This is a genomic window from Janthinobacterium sp. PAMC25594 (assembly GCF_019443505.1).
Lineage (GTDB): Bacteria > Pseudomonadota > Gammaproteobacteria > Burkholderiales > Burkholderiaceae_D > Janthinobacterium.
Window position 1 is genome coordinate 1686816 of record NZ_CP080377.1, and the last position, 22879, is coordinate 1709694.

Below are 22879 nucleotides of genomic sequence, written 5' to 3' on the forward strand. Positions count from 1 at the left end.
AGTACACCACGCGTTGACAGCCTTGCGTGTTATTTTTTCGCCGCTGCCGGGCCGGGAACTGGCGCCGCCGCGGGCGGCGCACCAGCCGCCAGCCCCGAAGCGACAGCGGCGGAAGCGGCATCGCTCACCGGCAGCTCTATCGCCGCCCCATCGCGCAAAACATTTTCTTCCGTGCGTTTGTTCATGACGATGATGCTGATGCGCCGGTTGATCGGATTGAAGGGATCGAGCTTATCCAGGTGAGCGGCCGAGCCCAGTCCCACCACGCGCAATACTTTTTCTTCCTTCATGCCGCCAATCACCAGTTCGCGCCGCGACGCATTCGCGCGGTCAGCCGACAATTCCCAGTTGCTGTAGCCGGCATCGCTCATGTAGGGCGTCGAATCCGTGTGGCCGGACAGGCCGATGCGGTTCGGCACTTCATTGAGCACGAAGCCGATGGCGTGCAGGATTTCCTTGGTATAGGGTTGCAGATTCGCATTGGCGAGCGCAAACATCGGACGGTTCTGCTCGTCGACGATCTGGATGCGCAAGCCTTCGCTGGTGATATCGAGCAGCAACTGGTTCTTGTATTTTTTCAGCAGGGGATCGGCGTCGATGGTCGCTTCGATGCGCGCCTTGAGCGCCTGCAGGCGCTTGCCTTCCTCGCGTTCGAGCGCGGCCTTGGCGGAATTGAGGTCGAACGACTTGCGCTGCGGCTCTTCCTGCGCCTTGCGCACCTGTCCATCCTGGCGTGACAGGTCCTGGCCGCCGCCCTGGATCACGGAATTGCTCTCGCCGCTGCCGGAACCGCCCGCCATCGCCACTTTCAGCGGTGTCTTGAAGAATTCGGAAATGCCGTTCAAGTCGCCCTTCGAGGTGGAGCCCAGCAGCCACATCAGCAGGAAGAAGGCCATCATGGCCGTGACAAAGTCGGCGTAGGCGATTTTCCACGCTCCGCCATGGTGGCCGCCAGCCGTCTTCTTGATACGCTTGACGATAATCGGGCGCATGCCTTCATCGGCCATGGCGTCCCCCTTCCGTGTGCTGCAAATGAATCATGGTGTCCAGGCGTCTGTTCACTGCTTACTTCGTTTTCGATTTCTTGATGTGGTCTTCCAGCTCGTTGAACGTCGGGCGCTCGGTCGAGAACAGGACCTTGCGACCGAACTCCACGGCCAGCGCCGGCGCATACCCGTTCAGGCTGGCCAGCAGGGTTACTTTCACGCACTGGAACATCTTGCTCGACTCTTCCAGCTTCTGCTCCAGCAGGCTGGCCAGCGGGCCGACAAAGCCATACGCCAGCAAGATACCGAGGAAGGTGCCGACCAGCGCGTGCGCGATCAGCATGCCCAGCTCGGCCGGCGGTATGCCCACCGACTCCATCGTGTGCACCACGCCCATCACGGCGGCGACGATACCGAAAGCGGGCAAGCCGTCGCCCACCTTGGCGATCACGTGGGCCGGCACGGCGCCTTCGTGATGGTGCGTCTCGATTTCGTTGTCCATCAGGTTTTCGATCTGGAACGCATCCATATTGCCCGATACCATCAGGCGCAGGTAATCGGTCATGAATTCGACGATGTGGTGATCGGCCAGCACGGCCGGATACTTGGAAAACAGGGGACTCTCTTCGGGCTTGTCGATATCGCCTTCGATCGACATCAAGCCTTCCTTGCGCACCTTGCTGAGCACTTCGAACAGCAGCGACATCAGTTCCATGTACAGCTCTTTGGTATAGCGCGAACCCTTGAACAGGCTGGGCAAGGCGGCGATCGTCGCCTTGATCGCCTTGTTATTGTTACCAACAAGGAAGGCGCCCAGGGCGGCGCCGCCGATCATCAGCAACTCCAGCGGCTGGAACAGCGCCGCCAGATGGCCGCCGGCCAGCGCGAAGCCGCCAAAGACCGAGGCGCAGACGATGATGTATCCGATTATGACTAACAAAGTGCCCTGACTCCCAATAATGGCCGGGGCTGTGTGCCCGGCATGTTCAAACCTGTTCCTGCCCTCTGGCGGCTGCGCCGCCGACGAAGACAGCGGCAAAAAAAGTAACCGGGAGTTAATTGAAATGTGCTGCTTTTCAATGCAAATCCGAGAAAATGCCGTGTGGAACTACAATAACGTGAGATTGCCCTCCGGGCAAGCAAATAACGCAGACAATTGCTTAAAAGCACCATATGTAAAGTAAAGGGCCACCCTCTGTGGCGGCGATGGTCTTATCGGGTTCGCGTGCGGCAATCTGGAATTCGTAACTAAGAAGCATACTGCCGGGCAACATTTCCCTTTCCGCCTTGCGCCACAGGGCAGCCATCGCCGCTGGCGACAGGTAGGCAAAGACCGCATCGTAGCGGCTGAAATCGAGTGCTTCGTAGTCGCCGCGCAGGAAGCGCGCGCGGCTGCCCGACAGCCGCGCGCGCAGGCGGCTTGCCAGCCACGGCAGCGGCGCCAGCTCGATGCCGGAAAACTGCCCATCGGGACGGCGCCGCGCCAGGTCCAGCACCAGGCCGCCCAGGCCGCTGCCGATATCGACCAGACGCACGCCGGGACGGTCCGCGATCAGCTCGGCCACCGCCTGCCAGACCTTCGGCCCCGACGGGTAAAACGGCACTTGCGTGCGAAACGTGGACCAATACAAGCTCAACAGGAAAACAAAGGCCGCCAGGAACACGACCGGGGGCCAGTGCAGCAAGCTGGCCGCCAGCAGCGCGGGCGCGAACAGCAGGCCGATGGCGCACCACCAGCGCGCCAGTCCCGCACGCCACGTGATGAGCGCCGCCAGCACACCCTGCAGCAAGGCCACGACGGACAACGACATGGCCACGCCTGCGCGCGCCAGGCCATACACCAATAGCAACATCAAGGGAAAGGCCAGCACCTGGATCAGGATGGCCTTGAGCGCGGGCGCGCGCAGGATTTGTTGCAGCATGGGGCAGTCAAAGAAGGAAAACGCCAGTGTAAGCGAAAGCACCATGAAAAAACCGGAGTCCGGTCTGGCGACCAGCTCCGGCTTGAGCGATGCGGGGCAGTATCAGGTGGCGATGCTCGGCGACGCGACCGCGGCTGCTTCATCGCGCGCCTTCTTGGTCTTGCCGGCACGCGAAGGCATATGGCACAGGCCGCAGACATAATCGGCGTTCAGGTCGAGGCAGTTGACGACAAACTTGCCGCCGCACTTGCCGCAGGGCGCCATGTTCAGCATCTTGCTGCTGAAAAAGCGCACCAGGGTCCAGGCCCGCGTCAGCGACAGCAACGGCTCTTCACCCGCTTCGGGCGGCATCTGCTCGAGATACAGTTTGTACGCCTTCATCACGGCTTCGATGCCGGTGGCGCCGGCGTGGTCGACGAGGAATTTGTGGATATTGATGAATAGCGAGGAATGGATATTCGGCTGCCAGGTGAGGAACCAGTCGGTGGAAAAGGGCAGCATGCCCTTGGGCGGCGAGACGCCCTTCAATTCCTTGTACAGATTCAGCAGGCGTTCGCGCGACAGCGAGACTTCCGTCTCCAGCAGTTGCAGGCGCGCGCCCAGCTGTATCAATTCGATGGCCAGCTGGATTTCTTGCGCTTCCGATACGACACTTTTCTTGGCCATGCTGTGTACTCCACTACTGACTGATACCGGCGACTGATACTGACTGAAGGTTGCCAGCAAAATGTTCAGGGCAATGCAACGCCGCCATGGACGTTTTGATGGGAACCTTAAGCGATTTCTTCGACGCCCTGGCCTGCCATCAGAATAGCGGCATGCGACTGGGCCAGCGAGCGGTCTTTATTGTAGTTCGTCAACATGCCCAGGATGGCGCTGTCGTCGAAGCGGAAGCGGGCCAGCATCATGTTGCCGCCAGCGAGCTTCAGGATCTGCGCATTGCTCATGCCTTCGATCAATTCGGCGATTTCGGCGGCTATGCCCAAACGGAAGATGGCCGTTACCTTGTCCGCACGAATCATTTGCTGGGCCAGCATCAGGTAGCTCAGGTTAGCGTCGCGAATCTCAGCCATCATGTCGTTAGCAGTCATTTCCATCTCCTCAATCCGTTGAATTCAGCTGGCGTTGTCTGTTGCCAGTGAGATACATTCTGCAGGAGCAACATCAAACGCAACAGAGGCGAAGGACTGTATTTTTGGTCGGGAAATGGCGGGCAGGACCGTAGGTGTTTGTCTGACAAACACTACTCGATCATGGTCGCACGCCAGTAACGGCGCGGATGCGGGAGGTGGCCGTTGAAGGGGATTTACCCGGATTCAGGCCTGTAAAAAATATCACTTTTTTACAACAACTTGATCAAAATCAAGTCTGCTTACCTAGATAACGGCTGCCTTGACAGGAACTTTAGGGCTTTTTCGAAAAATATTTAAAAGACCCGCATTCTTTTTGGCGGCTTGACGCCGTTCATGTAATCGTTGACGGCGGCAAATCGCAGAACTTTAGGGCGATTTGAAAATATTTTAAAAAAAACGTGATTTTTTTCGTTGACGCCCCGCAGAACGTCACTTTCCACCCCTCATCCGAGGCGCAAATGCCGCTTTTTGGCGGGGATTTGCTACACTGCCTGCTTCCGCACAATACTTTAGACCTCAAGCAATATCGTGCTATTAACGCAAGTCCCAACATGAAAGCTACCATGATTTCTCGACATGACTGCAGCGCGCGCGACCTCGATGACCCGCTGGCGCCCCTGCGCCAGCAATTCGACTTGCCGCAAGGCGTGATTTATCTCGACGGCAACTCCTTGGGCGCCCGGCCGAAAGCGGCCCTGGCCCGTGCCCAGCACGTCATCACGGCCGAATGGGGCACGGACCTGATCCGCAGCTGGAATAGCGCGGGCTGGTTCGACCTGCCGAAGCGCCTGGGCGACCGCCTGGCGCCACTGCTCGGCGCGCAGACTGGCGAAGTGGTGATCACCGACACCACCTCCGTCAACCTGTTCAAGGCGCTGGCCGCCGCCCTGCAGATGCAGGCCAGCGATCCCGCCCATGCCGCGCGCAGGGTCATCGTCAGCGAACGCAGCAACTTTCCCACCGACCTGTACATGGCGCAAGGCCTGGCCGCCTGGCTCGACCGCGGCTACCAGCTGCGCCTGGTCGACAGCCCCGAGGAACTGACGCAAGCCATCGATGCCGCTTGCGCCGTCGCCATGCTCACGCACGTCAACTACCGCACGGGCTACCAGCACGACATGGCCGCCATCAGCAGCCATTGCCACGCGCAAGGCGCGCTGGCACTGTGGGACCTGGCCCATTCGGCCGGCGCCGTGCCGCTGGACCTGAACGGTGCCGGCGCCGACCTGGCTGTCGGCTGCACCTATAAATACCTGAACGGCGGCCCCGGCTCGCCCGCCTTCATCTGGGTGCCGAAAAAACACCAGGCGCGCTTCCGCCAGCCACTGTCCGGCTGGTGGGGTCACGCCACGCCGTTCGCCATGGACCCGGGCTTCGCGCCGGCCGACGGCATCGCCCGCGCCCTGTGCGGCACGCAGCCGATTGTCTCGCTGGCCCTGGTCGAATGCGGCCTCGATATCTTTGCGCAAACGAGCATGGAAGCGATCCGCCGCAAGTCGCTGGCCCTGACGGATTTGTTCATCGCGCTGGTGGAGCAGCGCTGCGCCAGCCATCCGCTGGGCCTCGTCACGCCGCGCGAGCATGCGCGACGCGGCAGCCAGGTCAGCTTCACGCACCCGCACGGCTATGCCGTGATGCAGGCACTGATCGCGCGCGGCGTGATCGGCGACTACCGCGAACCGGCCATCATGCGCTTCGGCTTCACGCCCCTGTACACGAGCTTTGCCGACGTGTGGGATGCCGTCGAGATCCTGCGCGACATCCTCGACACACTCGCCTACGACATCGCCGCCAAGCGCGACGCCGTCACCTGAACCCGAACCAAGAGAACACCATGAGCAAAGAAAACAGCAGCGGATGCCCCATGCATGCGGGCGCCCAGCAAGGCGCCGAATGGCATGGCGCGCAGATGGATTTCAGCGAATCGATGAGTTACGGTAACTACCTGGCGCTGGACCGCATCCTGACGGCCCAGCATCCGCTGTCGCCGAACCACAACGAGATGCTGTTCATCGTGCAGCACCAGACCAGCGAATTGTGGATGAAGCTGATGCTGCACGAAATGCACGCCGTGCGCGCCAACCTGCAAAGCGGCGACCTGGCGCCCGCGTTTAAAATGCTGGCCCGCGTGGCGCGCATCATGGATCAATTGGTGCATGCCTGGGACGTGCTGGCCACCATGACGCCGCCCGAATACACGGCCATCCGGCCCTACCTGGGTGCCTCGTCCGGCTTCCAGTCCTTCCAGTACCGCGAGATTGAATTCATTTTGGGGAACAAGAACGCCGCCCTGCTCAACGTGCACACCACAAAGCCCGACACCTATGCGGTGCTCGACGCCGCCCTGCGCACGCCGTCCGTCTACGATGAAGCCGTCAAACTGCTGGCGCGCAGCGGCTTGCCCATCGCGCCCGAGCGCCTGGACGCCGACTGGACCCTGCCGACCGCCTCCGACGCCTCGGTCAAGGCGGCCTGGCTGGAAGTCTACCGCGACCCGTCGAAACACTGGGCCTTGTACGAGCTGGCCGAAAAGCTGGTGGACCTGGAAACGGCCTTCCGCTTCTGGCGTTTCCGCCATGTGACGACGGTCGAGCGCATCATCGGCTTCAAGACGGGTACGGGCGGCACGGCCGGCGTGAGCTACTTGCGCAAGATGCTCGACGTGGTATTGTTCCCGGAATTATTCGCCCTGCGCACGGAGTTGTAACTTAAGGAGCATCGATGTCGTCTCTGGTCCTGACCCTGGCCGGCCTGTGGAATTCCGGGCCGCAGCATTGGCAAACCCATTGGGAAGCGCGCCACCCGCAATGGTCGCGCGTGCCGCACCGGGAATGGCAGACGCCGGACAAGGATGAATGGGTGGCGGAACTCGACCGCGCCATCGCCGCCTGCGAACGCCCGCCCGTGCTGGCGGCGCACAGCCTGGCCTGCGCGCTGGTGGCCCATTGGGCGGCCAGCGGCTCGCCGCACAGGATCGCCGGCGCCTTCCTGGTCGCCCCCAGCGATGTGGAAGCGCCCTCCTACCCGTCGGGCACCACGGGTTTTTCTCCCATGCCGCTGCAAGCCTTGCCGTTTCCCAGTCTGGTGGTGGCCAGCGGCGATGATCCCTACGTCAGCTTCGCGCGGGCACGCGCGTTTGCCGCCGCCTGGAGCAGCGATTTCACCATGATCGGCGACGCCGGCCATATCAATGGCGACGCCGGCTACGGCCCCTGGCTGGACGGCGAACAGCTGCTGCTCGATTTTTGCGCCGCGCACCAGCCCTGAACAAGGGCGCGCACACGATACGCGTGCGCCCATTTGCCCGCGGCAGAGAACACAGGCAGAATCGTGGCCTTTCCATTGCGGCGCCCCGGCGCCAGCCCCACGATGAAACGTCCGCTCTTGCCAGTTATCCTGCCCTTGCTGCTTTGCTCCGCCCTCGCCCACGGCACGCCCTTCTATGAAGGCAAGAGTCTCGCCCATCCCGCCATCAGCGCCTCGCAGGACAGCGGGGCTGACGTCGCCTTTCTCAAGGAAAAAGAAGGTGTCAACGGCTATTACTGCGAGTGCAAGAGCGGCAGCTCGAAACCCATTTTGCTCGACCAGTTCGGCAACGCCGTCATCCGCTCCGTCTTCTACGCCTCGCTGGACAAGGAAACGGACGACAGCGTGCAAACCATGCTGGTGCTGTTCCGCCAGGGAGAAAAAAATGGCTTGCGCGCCTACCGCTACCACCGCGGTTCCGGCAAATACCGGCGCCTGGACGGCCTCCAGCCGGCCCTGAACCGCATCGTGGCGCAAGGCGCCGCTCCCAATGCGGGCCAGGTCAAGGCGGCGCTGGCGAAACTGGCACCCATGGACTACAGCGTCGCGCGGGGCAAGAGCGGCAATGCGGACTTCGACGCCATCGACCATACGCAAGGCACCATCGTCGGCTACTACAGCGATGACGGCAAGCCCGTGGCGGCAGGCGGCAAGGACGCCATCACCTACAAGAAGACCTTCCAGAAGAAAGGCGAGCGTTTTCTCACTGCCAGCTACACGCTGTACAGCGACGCGGGCGCGGGCATCCTGCCCAATTACCGCCTGTGGCAAGTGACGTGGGAAACGGCGCCAAAGCAATTCACGGGCAGCCAGGACGGCCCGTCCGTCATCTACAGCCTGGCCTGGGACGACGGCTCGGTGGTCGAGCGGGGCCAGTACGTGAAAGGCAAGCGCCAGGGACTGTGGGTGCGCGAAGGCATGCATGAAGGCAGCGAAAAAGGCCATTTCGTCGACGGCCTGCAGGAAGGCCTGTGGTCCTTCAACTATCCCAAGCAAAGCGAGAGCGGCATGTACAAGGCCGGCAAGCGCGAAGGCCGCTGGACGGTCGTCAACTATGCCGATGCAGAGGAGGTGACGGGTTTCGACACCTACGCGGGCGGCCAGCTGAACGGCCCGCACGAGCGCCGCATGGGCGGCAAGCTGCAAACGCGCGGCAACTACGTCAACGGCACGCGCCATGGCGCATGGATCACGGAAGACGGCGACGGCAGCTTTATCGACGGCTTGCGCGACGGGCCGTGGAAACTCAAGCTCAAGGACAAGGTCACGCAAAGCGTCACTTTCGTGAAAGGTAAAAAACAGGGCGAGGCACTCGACACGGACGCCAGTGGCGCGCTGCGCCAGCGCGACCATTACCAGGCCGGTGTGCTCGATGGCACGCGCACGCGCTATCTGGGCCCGGCCGGCAAGGAATACGTGGTCTACACGGCCACCTACCGCAATGGTCAGCTGGACGGGCGCGAACAGGCGTTCGACGACAGCGGCAAGATCCTGCGCCTCGATACGCTATGGGACAAGGGCAAGAAGCAGGGCCTCGATGCGCGCTACTACCCGAACGGCAAGCCGGAACGCCTGGCCGTCATCGACCAGGGACGCCTGCTCACCCACCTGCGCGAATACTATGAAGACGGCCAGCTGCTCAACGACATCCACCGCTGTACCTTCAAGGAGGACGGCAGCACGCGCGACGACGTGTGCGAGTACCACCACATGTACTACCCGGACGGCAAGCCGCAGTACTACTACGCCTTCCAGTACGGCCAGCGCCAGGAAGGCTATTCGAACTACCCGGACGGCAAGCGCAAGGACGAACTGCTGGTCGACCGCGCGGCCGACACCTCCGTCTTCAACGCGTATTATGCAAGCGGCCAGCTCAAATGCACGGAGCCGCGCAGCGGCCACAGCACGCGCACGGTCAACGGCCAGACCATGATCAGCTACGCCTCGGCCGACCGCGATGGCGACAATATCTGCTACCACCCGAACGGCAAGATGGCCAGCATCTACACCTTCCGCAAGCGCGTGCTCGTCGAATGCGGCAAACGCTTTGACGATACGGGCAAGCAGACGTTCCCGGGGCCGGAAGGCTGCCCGCCCCCCAGGCAGGTGGACTATCCCATAGGACTGTGACGATGACGCAAGCAAGACAGCCGCAGCGCATCCAGAATCCCGAGCGCATCGATGCCGGGGCGATCCGCGCCGCCATCGCCAGCGGCCAACAGGTGCTGGTGCAGTTCAATACCCTGGCCGAGCCGGGGCCGCTGCTGGCCGACCTCGACGCCCTGGCCGCCACTTGCGGCACGGCGCTGACCATCCGCATCTACGGCTACGACCCGAGGGTGTTCGATGCCCGCATCCTGCGCGCGCTGCCGCATGTGGCCAGCCTGTCCATCGATTGCCACCGGCAAGCCATCCATCTGGAAGCGCTGGGCGAGCTGCGCCACCTCAAGCGCCTGAGCCTGGGCGTGTACGAGCTGGCGCAAGGCGACATCCTGCAACTGGACAATTTGCGCGCCCTCGAATACCTGAACCTGGGCGAATCGGCCAGGAACAATATCGACCTGGCGCCGCTGCGCCAGTATGCGCATCTGGCCAGCCTCGTCATCGAAGGCCACAGCCAGCATATAGACACCCTGGCTGGCCTGCCGGCGCTGCACGAGCTGTCGCTGTACCGCATCAAGAACAAGGTGCCGCTGGATTTCATCTCGGAGATGGCCCGCCTGGACAGGCTGCTGTTGCAGCTGGGCGGCCGCGAATCGCTCGCGCACATCGAGGCGCCGCTGTTGAGGAAACTGGAAGTACTACGCGTGCGCGGCCTGGAAACGCTGGGCGATATCGGTCGTTTCCCCCTGCTGCAGGCGCTATGGGTGGAAGACCAGATCAAGCTGCGGCAGATCGCGCTGGGGCCCAATTCCGTGCTCGAACGCCTGAACCTGCACACCTGCAAGACGCTCGACAGCCTGCCCGGCCTGGCCACCTTGCCCGCCCTGCGCCAGTTGTCGGCATCCGGGACCATGCTCGACATCGACGCCTTGCTGGCGCATGGCTTGCCCGCATCCCTGACGCATGCGCGCCTGCGCACCGGCAGGAAAACACGCGACGACGCCATCGCCGCGCAGCTGGCGCAACTGGGCTACGCAGAGGCGCGCCCTGGCTAAGATCAGCGGCCGGCCGCCAGCTTGCGCTGCCATAGCGCCACGTCGATCATCACGCCATCGACGCCCGTGTTGCGGATGTAGACGCGGTAGCTGCCCTGCCCCATGTCGCCATCGAGGTAGGCCGTGCGCTCATTGCGCTGCAGCCTGGCGCCCTTGGCCAGCTGGCGGTAGCGCTCGACCACCGCATCGAAGCTGGCATAGCTGCGCAACGCCACTTCCAGGTCGCGCGGCGGGCGGCCTTCGGCATGGTCCAGCACATTGTTCTGTTTCTTGCCCTTGAGCGTGAGCGGATAGGCAAACACGCCGGCGCCGGCCGACGTCAGCACCGTGGATTTATCGAGCAGCAGCGGCAGCAGCGCCGGCGGATAGGCGGGCGGCAGCTGGGCGCGGTTCCAGCCCGGCAGGGCCGGCTGCGCCAGCACATATTCGACGCTGGCGATCCTCTGCCCATCGGCGCCCGCTTCCTTGTCGCCCGCGATCAGCGCCAGCATGGGCGGCAATTGCCTGGCCCAGGCCAGCAAGGGCGCCGCTTCGCCGACCAGCATGCCCTTGCGGTGGAATACCGTCAGCACCGCATTCGGATCGGGATTGCAGACTTTCGCCAGCGGCTGGCCCTCGAGGTGGCAATGCCCGTTGACCAGGCCAAAGGCGAGGATGACGCCGCGCTTGTCGAGCAGCATGGCGCCCCGTTCACGGCCCTGATTGCGGTCATTCATCGACGCCAGCAACTGGCGGCCATCGGCCAGCGCGGTGCGCGTGGCGTCGCGCTTTTCGCTGATCGCTTCGAGCGCCTGCGCCAGCAGCAGTTCATCGTCTTCCGTGTAGCTGCCGCGCGCGTAGCCGAAGAAATCGAACAGGGCCGCGCGCACCTGCGCATCGTCGCTCAGGCGCGGCAAGGGACCGCCGGTCAGCAGCGAAGACAGGCTTTTCCCGGCCGGCGCCGAAGGTGCAGCCGTGGCGCGGGCGGGCTGGGAAAGGACGCAAGCCGCTGCCAGCAAGGCGCCGCCCAGGGTGCGGTAATGCGAAAAGATGATATGCATGATTCTGTCTGTCGGGAGATTTGGCCGCTACCAGCGGCCACTGGCCACGCATGGCGCGCCGGCGATTCTAGCATGGCGCCAGCCCCCATGCCGTGCGGCTGGCGGACGGCGTGTGCGCCAGGACGGCTGTTATGATGGCCGCAATGAGCATCTCTTCCCCCGCCCCAACACTGCTTGTCCTCCTGCCCGGCATGGATGGCACGGCCCGGCTATTCCACCGTTTTGACGCCGCCTTGCGCGCGCAAACCGCCATCGAGACCCAGGCCATCGCCTATCCGGCCGCGCCACTCGATTACGCGGCGCTGGAAGCATTCGTGCGCGCGCGCTTGCCGCAGGACCGCCCTTTCGTCGTGCTGGCCGAATCGTTTTCAGGACCGCTGGGGGCAGCTTTGCGCGCCGATCCGCCGCCCGGCATGCGCGCGCTGATACTGTGTTGTGCGTTCGTGCGCAATCCGCGCCCGCTGCTGACGCCACTGCGCCACCTGCTCGGCATGGTGCCCTTTGGCGCCCTGCCCGGCTTCGCCCTGCGCCAGGCGCTGCTGGCGCCGTATGCGACGCCGGCCCTGCAGGCCGAACTGACGGCGGCGCTGGCGCAAGTGCCGCCCAGCGTGCTGCGCCAGCGCCTGCGCGCCGTGCTGGAGATACCGGAAAAAGACACCTCGCCCAGCTTCGCGCGCGGCAGCCTGCCCGTCCTGTATCTACGCGCCCGCCACGACCGTCTGGTGCCGCCGGCAAACGCCTTGCAGATACTGTGCCTGGCGCCAGGCACGCAGCTGGTCGATATCGACGCGCCGCACATGCTGCTGCAGGCGGCGCCGGCAGCGGCCGCCGATGCGGTCGCCGCCTTTGTCAACGGCCTGTCAGCCGCGCAGGAATCTGATTAAACGCGCGCTGGCCAGCACGGCCAGCCAGCTCAAGCCGCCCGACAGCACGCTGAAGTAGATGGCCCGCAGCGGATGCTGCGGCAGCAGATACGCAAGCACGGCCGCGCCCAGCAAGCCGCACAGCGCAGGCTTCCACCAGCCTGGCGGCAGCAGCGCCAGCAGCAGATTCGTGCCCACATACACATAAAACACCAGCAGCAGGGCCAGGCCACCGGCCACGCCGCGCGAGCCGAGGCTGCCGAACAGCTGCGTGTACAGGAAAAATCCCAGCCAGCTCAATACAATAAACAGCAGGCAGCCCAGCGCGTGCGCGCCCAGGCCCGCCATCCAGCGGATTTTCATGATGACCCTTAAAAAAAAGCCGGCCCTTTCACGAGGAAAGGGCCGGCCTTGATGCATTAGCCGCTGTGTCGGATTACGCTTACGCTAATCCGACCTACACGCATCTGAATTACTTCGCCGTATTGAGCAGCAATTCGTTGAGGCGCTTGACGAAACTGGCCGGGTCGGCCAGCGAACCGCCTTCGGCCAGCATGGCCTGGTCGAACAGGATGTTGGCCCAGTCGCCGAACTTGCCGCCTTCGGCATCTTCGTATTTCAGGCGCGTCACCAGCGGGTGGTTCGGATTGATTTCCAGGATCGGTTTCGATTCCGGCGCGCTCTGGCCCGCAGCCTTGAGCATGCGCAGCAGGTTGCCCGACAATTCGTTTTCATCGGCCACCAGGCAGGCTGGCGAATCGGTCAGGCGGAACGTGACGCGCACGTCCTTGGCCTTGTCGGCCAGCACGGTCTTCATCTTGCCCACCAGGTCGGCGTACGAGGTTTCCGTTTCTTCGTGCTCTTTCTTTTCCGCCTCGTCTTCCAGCGCGCCCAGGTCCAGGCCACCCTTGGCGACGGAAACCAGTTCCTTGCCTTCGAAGTCCTGGATAAACGACAGCATCCATTCATCGACGCGGTCCGTCAGCAGCAGCACTTCGACGCCCTTCTTGCGGAAGATTTCCAGGTGCGGGCTGTTCTTGGCGGCGGCGTAGTTGTCGGCCGTGACGTAATAGATCTTGTCCTGGCCTTCCTTCATGCGCGCCACGTAGTCGGCGAACGAGGTGATTTGCCCGTCGCTGTCGTTGGCCGTCGAGGCAAAGCGCAGCAGCTTGGCCAGGCGTTCCTTGTTGGCCGCGTCTTCGCCGATGCCCTCTTTCAGCACCTGGCCGAATTCCTTCCAGAAGACGGCGTACTTGTCCTTCTTGTCCTGCTCGTCCGCGTTCGCCAGTTCTTCCAGCATGCCCAGCACGCGCTTGGTCGAGCCTTCGCGGATCACCTTGACGTCGCGCGACTCCTGCAGGATTTCACGCGACACGTTCAGCGGCAGGTCGGCCGAGTCGATCACCCCGCGCACGAAGCGCAGGTAGGTCGGCATCAGTTGCTCGGCATCGTCCATGATGAAGACGCGCTTGACGTACAGCTTGATGCCGCCGCGCTTGTTGCGGTCCCACATGTCGAACGGCGCCTTGGCCGGGATGTACAGCAGCTGCGTGTATTCGCTGCGCCCTTCCACGCGGTTATGCGTGTGGCTCAAAGGCGACTGGAAGTCGTGCGAGACGTGCTTGTAGAATTCGTCGTACTGTTCCGGCGTGATGTCGGCCTTGTTGCGGGCCCACAGGGCGCTGGCCTGGTTGACGGTCTCGAATTCGTCCTTCAGGACGGTTTCTTTTTTCTCTTCGTCCCACTCTTCCTTCTGCATCACGATCGGCAACGAGATATGGTCCGAGTACTTGCGGATGATGGACTTGAGCTTCCAGCTCGACAGCAATTCGTCCTCGCCTTCGCGCAGGTGCAGGATGATGTCCGTGCCACGCGACGGCTTGTCGATGTTTTCGATGCTGTAATCGCCTTCGCCGGCCGATTCCCAGCGCACGCCTTCAGCGGCGTCCGCGCCGGCGCGGCGCGTTTCGACGGTGATCTTGTCGGCGACGATGAAGCCTGAATAGAAGCCCACGCCGAACTGGCCGATCAGGGCCGCGTCCTGCTGCTGGTCGCCCGACAGCTTGCCGAAGAATTCCTTGGTGCCCGACTTGGCGATGGTGCCCAGGTGCGAGATCGCCTCGTCGCGGGTCATGCCGATGCCGTTGTCGGAAATGGTGATGGTGCGCGCATCCTTGTCGAAGCTGACCTTGATCTTCAATTCGTGATCGTTGCCGTACAGGGCGTCGTTATCGATCGCTTCGAAGCGCAATTTGTCGGCCGCGTCGGACGCGTTCGAGATCAGTTCGCGCAGGAAGATTTCCTTGTTCGAGTACAGGGAATGGATCATCAGGTGCAGCATTTGCTTCACTTCGGTCTGAAAACCCAGGGTTTGCTTTTCGGAGACAGCCATTTTTACCTCATAGTCTTGTGGATGGGACGGATTTGATGAAGTTGGGGATTATATAAGCGATTTCAAGGGCTCCCGTTTCACGCCGTGTCTTATCCCAGCGCGCGGTCGAAAAAGTCCCATACCCGCTCGTCCTGCACCGTGGCCAGGTTCAGGCGCATGCGGGTCGACGGCAGCTGGCGCGGCGAAAACAGACTGCCCGGCGCCAGCACCAGGCCTTCGGCCAGCGCCTTTTCGGCCAGCACATTCGTGTCGCAACCCGCATCGGTCCAGAGGAACATGCCGGCCGGCGCGGGATCGAAGCGCAGGCCGGCCCGCTCGGCGCGGCGGTAGGTCCCCTCGCGCACCTTGTCGAGCCGCGCGCGCAGCCGTTCCGCATGCTTGCGGTACAAGCCTTGCGAGAGGATTTTATAGACGACGCGCTCGCCGATGTCGCTGGTGGTAAGCGTGGCGAGCATCTTGCGGTCGGCCAGCCGCTGCGCCCATTCAGGCGAGGTGGCGATGAAGCCCACGCGCAAGTTGGCCGCCAGGCTCTTGGAAAAGCCGCCCAGATAAATCACGCGGCGCAGCTGGTCCAGCGCGGCCAGGCGCGTGGCCGGCTGCACCTCGCCGCCCGGATGCATGTCGCAATAGATATCGTCTTCGACGACGAGGAAATCGTGCTGTTCGGCCAGGCGCAGCACCTGGAAAGCCTTGGCCGCCGACAGCGACGTCGAGCTGGGGTTGTGCAGCACCGAGTTGATCACGTACAGCCTGGGACGGTGCAGGGCCGCCAGCTCGGCCAGCACGGCGATATCAGGGCCGTCGTTCAAGCGCGGGATGCCGATGACGTGCATGCCCATGGCGGCAAAGGCGCCAAACATCAGCCAATACGCGGGATCGTCGACGAAAATAGTCTCGCCAGGGCGGACAAACTCGCGCGCCACCAGGTCCAGCGCCTGCATCACACCCACCGTGGTAACGATCTGCTCGGGCGGACAGGCGATTTCCAGGCCCGCCAGTTTCAGCTGCAACTGCTGGCGCAGCGGCAGGAATCCCTGCGGCGATCCGTAACCGAGCAGCAGGCTGCCCGGCTGGCGGCTGACGTCGCGCAGGGCGCGCGCCACCAGGTCGCCATCGAGCCACTCGGCGGGCAGCATGCCGGTGCCGGGCGCGGGGATGACCGGCGTCTGGCGGAACATGTTACGGATCAGCCAAACCACGTCCATCGGCTGCGCCGCCGCGTCCTGCGCGCCGGTGGGCGGCGTCGGCGTGTTCAGCGGCGAGCGCTCGCGCACGAAAAATCCCGCGCCGCGCCGCGATTCGAGGTAGCCGCGCGCCACCAGCTTGTCGTAGCTGGCCACCACCGTGGCGCACGACACGCTCAGGCTGGCGGCGCACTGGCGGATCGAGGGCATGCGCGCGCCGCCGCGCAGCAGCTTGTCGTCGATGCGCGCCGCCAGCGAACGCGCGATCTGGTCGATCAGGGTTTCGCCCGAAGTGCGCGACAGCAAGGGCAGGGATGGAGAGGCGAGTGTATTGCTCATATGACCATGACAGTATGTGAAATTATGCGTGGAAGTGTATTTTTACTGTATTGCTATTCACCTCTAGGATAGCAGTACGGGGCGGATTGATCCACCCCGCCCATTGACCCACACCACCCGTACCAGGACAGCCATGCCATCGCCCGCCACCACTTCCCCCAGCTCCCTCCCGCGCCTCGGCGCCGACCGCACAGGCCTGCTGCTGGGCCTCATCGCCGTCGCCCTCTTCAGCCTGACCCTGCCTTTTACGCGCCTGGCGGTGGCGGAACTCGACCCCACCTTTGTCGCCCTGGGCCGCGCCTTGGTGGCCGCCTGCCTGGCCGGCCTGTGGCTATGGCAGCAGCGGGCGCCGTTGCCGCGGCGCGAGCAATGGCTGCCGCTGGCGCTTGTATCGCTGGGCTGCGTGCTGGGTTTCCCCTGGCTGACGTCGATCGCCATGCGCAGCCTGCCCGCCTCGCACGGCGCCGTGCTGGTGGGTATTTTGCCGCTGGCCACCGCCGTATTTGCCGTGCTGCGCGGCAAGGAACGTCCATCGCCGGGATTCTGGCTGATGGCCCTGCTCGGCACGGCGCTGGTGGTGGCGTTCGCGCTGCGCCAGGGCGGCGGCAGCTTCCACCTGGCCGACTGGCTGATGTTCGCCGCCGTGCTGCTGGGCGCCCTCGGTTATGCGGAAGGCGGACGCCTGGCGCAAGCCATGCCGGGCCAGCATGTGATTTCCTGGGCGCTGCTGCTGGCCATGCCTTTTGTCTTGCCCGTGGTGCTGTGGAACGCCTGGCCGCAGCGCGCGCTGATGGCGCAGGCCAGCGGCGCGGCCTGGCTGGGCTTTGCCTACATCTCCGTGTTTTCCATGTTTATCGGCTTCTTTTTCTGGTACCGGGGCATGGCGCTGGGCGGCGTGGCGCGCGTGGGACAGACGCAGTTGCTGCAGCCTTTCCTCACGCTGCTGGGCGCGGCCGTGCTGCTGCACGAGCCACTGACGGGCGAAAGCCTGCTGTTTGCCGGCGCCGTGATTGCCGTCGTGGCCATCGGACGCAAGCTGAAGTAAGGTTCCCTGACGCCCATTTGCAACGCCCTTGTGCGTGCGGATGGGCAGAGCGGCGTGCAAGCCGTACAATACCGCAGCACCATGGCGACGCCTATCCGGCGCCGCTTGCGCACGCACCGCCACAAGCGGGCCAACAAATCCAGCCGGCGCAGCTCGGCATCTTCTGTGAGACTCGTATGAAAATTGAAAATCCGAATCCGATCCAATGGCGCTTTGCCGAACGCGCGGAACAGCTGCAAAGCTCGTTCATCCGCGAAATCCTGAAGATCACGCAGCGTCCCGAGATCATCTCGTTTGCCGGCGGCCTGCCCTCGCCCGCCACCTTCCCCGTGGAAGAAATGAAGACCGCCTTCGACAAGGTCCTGTCGAACAATGGCAAGGTGGCCCTGCAATACGGCCCCACCGACGGTTACCTGCCGCTGCGCCAGTGGATCGCCGACTCGCTCTCCGGCAATGGCAGCACCATCCTGCCCGAGCAAGTGCTGATGACGTCCGGCTCGCAGCAGGCGCTGGACTTGCTGGGCAAGGTCCTGATCGACGAAGGCAGCCGCGTGCTGGTGGAAACCCCCAGCTACCTGGGCGCGCTGCAGGCGTTTTCCGTCTACCGTCCCGAATTCGTTTCCGTCGACACCGATGACGAAGGCCTGGTGCCGTCGTCGATCGACCCCGTCGCCGATGGCGCGCGCCTGTTGTACGCGCTGCCGAACTTCCAGAACCCGACGGGCCGCAGCCTGTCCGTGGCGCGCCGCGTGGAACTGGTGGAAACCTGCGCCCGCCACGGCCTGCCGCTGATCGAGGATGATCCGTACGGCGCCCTGAGCTACAGCGGCGAGCCGTATCCGAAGATGATCAACATGAATCCGGACGGCGTCATCTACATGGGTTCGTTCTCGAAAGTGCTCACGCCCGGCATCCGCCTCGGCTACGTGGTGGCCCCGCCGCCGCTGGTACGCCGCCTGGAACTGGCCAAGCAGGCGGCCGACCTGCACACGTCGCAGCTGACGCAGATGGTGGTGCATGAAGTGATCAAGGACGGCTTCCTGGAGCGGCACATCCCCAGCATCCGCAGCCTGTACGGCAACCAGTGCCAGGCCATGCTGTCGGCGCTGGAAGAGCACTTCCCGGCCGGCGTCACCTGGACCAAACCGGAAGGCGGCATGTTCATCTGGGTCACCCTGCCGAAACACATCGACGCGATGCAACTGCTCGATGAAGCCATCGCCAACAAGGTCGCCTTCGTGCCGGGCGCGCCGTTCTATGCGAACACGCCGGAAACGCACACCTTGCGCCTGTCGTTCGTCACGGTGCCGCCGGAACGCATCCGCGAGGGCATCGCCATCCTGGGCAAACTGATCGCCGCAAAAATGTAATTGCGCTCTTCACGCCCCGCCTGCGCGGGGCGTGTCATCGCTGCCCCAGCGCCAACGGGCACGCCGCTCTCCGCCCAAAAACCGCCTTCGCGACAGCAACCGCGTGTATTTATTCTTAAAAATAGTATAAGAATAATATTTTCCCAGCTCCCACAGCATCGATTTTTCCACCCAAAAAATTGGCAAAGCGGTATGATTTGACCGCTGTATCCGATTTGAACCCGGTCAGCATCACGGAAAATGCAGCAAACGCTGGCAGCGCAGAGTACATCGAGAAGGCCGGAAGCAATGAGTCCAGGCAGTGTGGAGCATTCCCAGCGGCGCAACGCCGCCATTTTGATTGTCGACGATGCGCCAGCCAACCTTGAGCTGCTGCGCAAGCTGATGAGCGAACAGGGTTATCAAACCTATGTCGCCACGTCCGGTGAGCGGGCGCTGGCGATCGCCCAGCGTGCCCATCCCGACCTGATCCTGCTCGACGTGCTGATGCCGGACATGGATGGCATCGAAACCTGCCGCCGCCTCAAGCAGCATCCGCTGACGCAGGGTATTCCCGTCATCTTCATGAGCGCCAGGACGGAGACGGAAGACGTGGTGGCCGGTTTCGACTGCGGCGCCGTCGACTACATCAGCAAACCGCTGCGCATGGCCGAAGTGTGCGCGCGCGTGCGCGCCCAGCTGCACATCCGCAGCAGCAATGAAACCCAGCAGGAGCAGGCCGAGCGCCTGCGCACCATCGTCAACAACATGGCCGAGGGCTTGCTGATCATCGAGGCGGACGGGCGCATCCAGTACACCAACCCGGCCTGCGACCAGTACCTGGGCTACCGCGAAAACGAATTGGCCGGACGCTCGATCGCTGAACTGCTCAGCCCCCTGGTGACGCAGGAATACCTCGATTACTTCAGCATGTACGCCGCCAATCCGGAAAAAGCGCACAACCACGGCACGCGCGAAGTGGTGATCCGCCACCGCACCGGCGCGGCGCTGAGCATGGACCTGACGCTGACACCCATGTATCTGCGCCAGCCCCTGTATATCGGCCTGCTGCACGACATCACGCACCACAAGCAGTCGGAAGACGCGCTGCAGCGCGCCGCCTATCTCGATCCGCTGACAAAAATAGCCAACCGCCGGCATTTCGACAGTTTCCTGGAAAAAGAGTGGCAGCGCGCCGTGCGCGGCGGCGGAGCCCTGTCGCTGGTGGTGCTCGACGTCGACCACTTCAAGCTGTACAACGACAGCCTGGGCCACCCGGCCGGCGACAGCTGCCTGCAGCAGGTGGCGCAAGCCATCGCCTCGCATGCCGCCCGCCCTGGCGACCTGGCAGCCCGCTACGGCGGCGAGGAATTCGTCATGCTGCTCGCCGACACGGATGCCGACGGCGCCCTGCATCTGGCCGAAGCCATCCGCATGCACATCGAAGCACTGCAGCTGCCGCACCCGCGCTCCGCCACCTCGCCGTGGATCACCGTCAGCATCGGCGTGGCGACCATCCACCCGCACCAGCTGGACGACCGCGAAGCCCTGTTCGTCGCCGCCGACCGCGCCCTGTACGTGGCCAAGGAAGCGGGCCGCAACCAGGTGCGCGCCACGCACTCGGGCAGCACGGCATGGAAAACGGTCAAGGCGTTGGTACTGCGTTAACAGGGAAGTTCAACGAAACATGTCGCGAACCAGGAGTAGACCCACGCCCCAAACAAAGGCACCCCGGGCCAAGCGGGCCTGAAAAATGTCGAGGGCAAGGCGCAGCGACGCAGACAGTACGCAAGTACGGCAAGGAAGCTGCAACGCCGCCATCGGCATTTTCTCAGGCCCGCGTCTCAGGCCCGCCATTCTTAAAATTAATCAAAACTTACGTGACACGCTCAGCTTCGCATTGCGCCCCACGCCGGTCACCGCTTCACTCAGATACGGCATGTAGTGGCGGTTGAAGACATTATCGACCGCCAGCCGCACCTCCGTGCCGCGCCACACGCCCTGTTTGCCATTCCACGACGCGAACAAGGTGTGCAGCGCATAGCCCTTCGATGGCGGCAGGCGGTACACGCTGCCCACGGGCAGCACGCGCTCCTGCTTCGCCACGAAGCGACCCTGCCAGCCGATGCTGGCACCCAGGTCGGGCAAGCGCCAGCCCAGGCCCGCCATCAGTTTGTCCGGCGCAATCGTCGACACGGGTTCGTCCTGACCCCACGGGTCGCGCTGGGTACCGCTGCGCGTGCCGCGCTGCTTCGACAGCGAGGCGCTGGCAAACAGGCGCGGCGCGTTGTAGTAGGACTCGACCTCCACGCCCTGCGTGCGGAAACCGGCCAGGTTGCGGTAGTCGGACAGCGCCGGCGGCACCTTGCCCGATCCCGGCTCGTAGCCTTCGACCAGCACGCCCAGGCGCGGGCCGATATTGTCGCTGACGCGATTGCGGTAGACCGTCAGGCGCAGCTGCGCGTCGTCGCGCTCCATGAACACGTTCTGGCGGTGCAGCATGACACCCGCGCGCACGGCCGTCACGCGCTCGACGGCCAGGTTGCGGCTGGTAGCCGGCGTCGATGAACCGAGGCGCGGCGACACATAATATTCATTCGAATACATCTCGTCGATGGTCGGCGCGCGCCAGGTGCGGCTCAAGTCGCCGAACAAGGCCAGCGTGCTGGACGCCTTCCAGAACAGGCCCAGGCGGGGCGACCAGTCTTCGTGGGCCTTTTCGCTGAAGTCGTGACCGGCCGCCGCCAGCGGGCTGTTGTAGCGCGATGCCTTGTTCGGCACGCCCTCGGAGACGACCCGGTCATGGCGCAGCGCCGCCGTCAGCGTCAGGTCGCCATACGTCATCGCATCCTGCAGATACAGGCCCGTGGTTTCCTGGCGCCCGGCCGGCATGTAATAGGGCTGGAAGTAGCCATAGTTATAGCTGGGATCCTTCAGCGCCGTCGACGACGGGTAGTACATCAGGGTATCGCGCACATTCTTGTGCCACTGCAGGCCCGTTTGCAGCACGTGCGACACGGCACCCGTCGCAAACACGCTCTCATTGCGCACCTCCGCGATGCGGTCCACGTACGAAGCCCAGCTCTCGTTGCCCAGCGAACCCAGATAGGAACCGAGTGAAGCGGACGGCAGGCGCTGGTCATGCTGGTCCGTGTGCGAATAGCCGGCGCTGGCCGTCAGCTTGATCCACGGATTGTCTTGTGGCGCATACTGCCACTTCACGGAAACCGTGTCGTCGTCCTGGTCGCGGTACACGGCCTTGCGCCGCCACGCCTCTTCCAGTCCATATTTTTTGATTTCCGCCTCGGTCGGCGTGGGCACGTCTTCGCCCATGGCGGCGAACGGCCCCCAGCCCGAACTGCCGCTCTTCATCGCCGTCAGGGTCAGCAGTTGCTCCGGCGTCAGCCGGATATTCAGTTTCGCCAGGCTCGATGGCGCGTCGATGGCGGAGAAGCGGAATGGCTTGCCATCGGGTTTGCGCAAATCATCAGACTTGCGCCGCGTGGTAAAGGCCATCGCATCGAAGCGACCATCTGCGCTGCGGCCATACACGGCCACGGTGGCGTCGTTTTCGCCATTGTTCGAATGGCGCGAATACTTCAGCATGGCGCCCACGCTCTCGCCGCCTTCCAGCAAGTCTTGCGCATCCTTGGTCTCGACCGTGATGACGCCGCCGAAGCCGCCGTTGCCGTACAAGCTCGTATGCGCGCCCTTGTTCACCTCGATCTGCTTGATCAGTTCCGGTTCGATGAAGATGGAGCCCTGGCGGTATTTCTCGAAGCCCTTGGGCACGCCGTCGAGGATGACTTTCACGTCCTGCACTTTATTGAAGCCCCAGATATTGAGGCTCTGGCCGCTGGGACGGGCCGTACCGGCCAGGTCCACGCCGGGCAGGGTGTCGAGCAGCGAGGCGACGTTGTCGGCCTGCTGGCGTTCGATGTCGGCGCTGTTGATGTACGAGCGCCCTGCCGTGCCGGCGCTGATGGCGTCGCCAAACACGCTGATGGCGGGCATCTGCACGGCATCGGCCTTGTCGGCCATCGCCGCCGCCCACGCAGGGCCCTGCGCGCCGCCCAATGCCAGCGCCAGCGCGGCGGCCAGCGGGGTCAATCGTTGTTTGCTGCTCTTCATCGCTATCCTTGCCTGGGTTTGCTACTTCATG

At 63.6% G+C, this 22879-nt stretch carries 19 protein-coding genes; 9 read left to right on the plus strand and 10 right to left on the minus strand.

Annotated features, from left to right (window positions below; translation table 11 throughout):
- Positions 1-29: 29 nt before the first annotated feature.
- The 5 genes from motB to flhD form a co-directional block, all read right to left on the minus strand.
- A complete protein-coding gene (motB, locus tag KY494_RS07475; RefSeq protein ID WP_219890461.1) occupies positions 30-1007 on the minus strand; it encodes a flagellar motor protein MotB in 978 nt (325 codons plus the stop codon).
- Positions 1008-1065: 58 nt separating this feature from the next.
- Entirely contained in the window at positions 1066-1926 is an 861-nt protein-coding gene (motA, locus tag KY494_RS07480) for a flagellar motor stator protein MotA (protein ID WP_077401985.1), read from the minus strand.
- Positions 1927-2146: 220 nt separating this feature from the next.
- Positions 2147-2908, minus strand: a complete 762-nt coding sequence (locus KY494_RS07485; protein WP_219134760.1) for a class I SAM-dependent methyltransferase — start codon at positions 2906-2908, stop codon at positions 2147-2149.
- A 102-nt stretch (positions 2909-3010) separates the two neighbouring features.
- On the minus strand, positions 3011-3574 hold the full coding sequence (flhC, locus tag KY494_RS07490; RefSeq protein WP_219134759.1) for a flagellar transcriptional regulator FlhC: 564 nt from the start codon (positions 3572-3574) through the stop codon (positions 3011-3013).
- Between the two features lie 107 nt (positions 3575-3681).
- Positions 3682-3999, minus strand: coding sequence for a flagellar transcriptional regulator FlhD (gene flhD, locus KY494_RS07495; RefSeq protein ID WP_034758381.1), 318 nt, complete (start codon positions 3997-3999; stop codon positions 3682-3684).
- Between the two features lie 605 nt (positions 4000-4604).
- Between flhD and kynU the strand changes: the two genes are divergently transcribed.
- The 5 genes from kynU (at position 4605) to KY494_RS07520 (ending at position 10505) form a co-directional block, all read left to right on the plus strand.
- A complete protein-coding gene (gene kynU, locus KY494_RS07500; protein WP_219890462.1) occupies positions 4605-5855 on the plus strand; it encodes a kynureninase in 1251 nt (416 codons plus the stop codon).
- A 20-nt stretch (positions 5856-5875) separates the two neighbouring features.
- A complete protein-coding gene (gene kynA / locus KY494_RS07505; RefSeq protein WP_219890463.1) occupies positions 5876-6748 on the plus strand; it encodes a tryptophan 2,3-dioxygenase in 873 nt (290 codons plus the stop codon).
- A gap of 14 nt (positions 6749-6762) precedes the next feature.
- Entirely contained in the window at positions 6763-7308 is a 546-nt protein-coding gene (locus tag KY494_RS07510; protein ID WP_219890464.1) for an alpha/beta hydrolase, read from the plus strand.
- 63 nt (positions 7309-7371) lie between these two features.
- On the plus strand, positions 7372-9477 hold the full coding sequence (locus KY494_RS07515; RefSeq protein ID WP_219890465.1) for a toxin-antitoxin system YwqK family antitoxin: 2106 nt from the start codon (positions 7372-7374) through the stop codon (positions 9475-9477).
- 2 nt (positions 9478-9479) lie between these two features.
- The gene (locus KY494_RS07520; RefSeq protein WP_219890466.1) at positions 9480-10505 is read left to right on the plus strand and encodes a hypothetical protein; all 1026 of its coding nucleotides are present in this window, start codon (positions 9480-9482) and stop codon (positions 10503-10505) included.
- 2 nt (positions 10506-10507) lie between these two features.
- Here the strand turns inward: KY494_RS07520 and KY494_RS07525 are convergent, their stop codons facing one another.
- Positions 10508-11545 (minus strand): hypothetical protein, encoded by a 1038-nt coding sequence (locus tag KY494_RS07525; RefSeq protein ID WP_219890467.1) that lies wholly within the window; start codon positions 11543-11545, stop codon positions 10508-10510.
- Between the two features lie 143 nt (positions 11546-11688).
- On the opposite strand from KY494_RS07525, the gene KY494_RS07530 reads away from it, so the two are divergent.
- Positions 11689-12429: an alpha/beta fold hydrolase gene (locus tag KY494_RS07530; protein WP_219890468.1), complete on the plus strand. Its 741-nt coding sequence runs from the start codon at positions 11689-11691 to the stop codon at positions 12427-12429.
- On the opposite strand, the gene KY494_RS07535 is transcribed toward KY494_RS07530, so the two are convergent.
- From KY494_RS07535 to KY494_RS07545, 3 genes are all read right to left on the minus strand, one after another.
- Complete coding sequence (locus KY494_RS07535) at positions 12406-12771, minus strand: hypothetical protein (protein WP_219890469.1); 366 nt, start codon at positions 12769-12771, stop codon at positions 12406-12408. The two genes, KY494_RS07530 and KY494_RS07535, sit on opposite strands and share 24 nt — an antisense overlap.
- A 109-nt stretch (positions 12772-12880) precedes the next feature.
- The gene (gene htpG, locus KY494_RS07540) at positions 12881-14800 is read right to left on the minus strand and encodes a molecular chaperone HtpG (RefSeq protein WP_219890470.1); all 1920 of its coding nucleotides are present in this window, start codon (positions 14798-14800) and stop codon (positions 12881-12883) included.
- An 89-nt stretch (positions 14801-14889) separates the two neighbouring features.
- Entirely contained in the window at positions 14890-16323 is a 1434-nt protein-coding gene (locus KY494_RS07545; protein ID WP_219890471.1) for a PLP-dependent aminotransferase family protein, read from the minus strand.
- Positions 16324-16456: 133 nt separating this feature from the next.
- On the opposite strand from KY494_RS07545, the gene KY494_RS07550 reads away from it, so the two are divergent.
- The 3 genes from KY494_RS07550 to KY494_RS07560 all read left to right on the plus strand — a co-directional run bounded on the left by KY494_RS07550 (position 16457) and on the right by KY494_RS07560 (position 20385).
- On the plus strand, positions 16457-17368 hold the full coding sequence (locus KY494_RS07550; protein WP_219890472.1) for a DMT family transporter: 912 nt from the start codon (positions 16457-16459) through the stop codon (positions 17366-17368).
- Between the two features lie 176 nt (positions 17369-17544).
- Positions 17545-18738: a PLP-dependent aminotransferase family protein gene (locus tag KY494_RS07555; protein WP_219134748.1), complete on the plus strand. Its 1194-nt coding sequence runs from the start codon at positions 17545-17547 to the stop codon at positions 18736-18738.
- Between the two features lie 288 nt (positions 18739-19026).
- Entirely contained in the window at positions 19027-20385 is a 1359-nt protein-coding gene (locus KY494_RS07560; protein ID WP_219890473.1) for a diguanylate cyclase domain-containing protein, read from the plus strand.
- Positions 20386-20586: 201 nt separating this feature from the next.
- Here the strand turns inward: KY494_RS07560 and KY494_RS07565 are convergent, their stop codons facing one another.
- A complete protein-coding gene (locus KY494_RS07565) occupies positions 20587-22848 on the minus strand; it encodes a TonB-dependent hemoglobin/transferrin/lactoferrin family receptor (protein ID WP_219890474.1) in 2262 nt (753 codons plus the stop codon).
- Between the last annotated feature and the right edge of the window lie 31 nt (positions 22849-22879).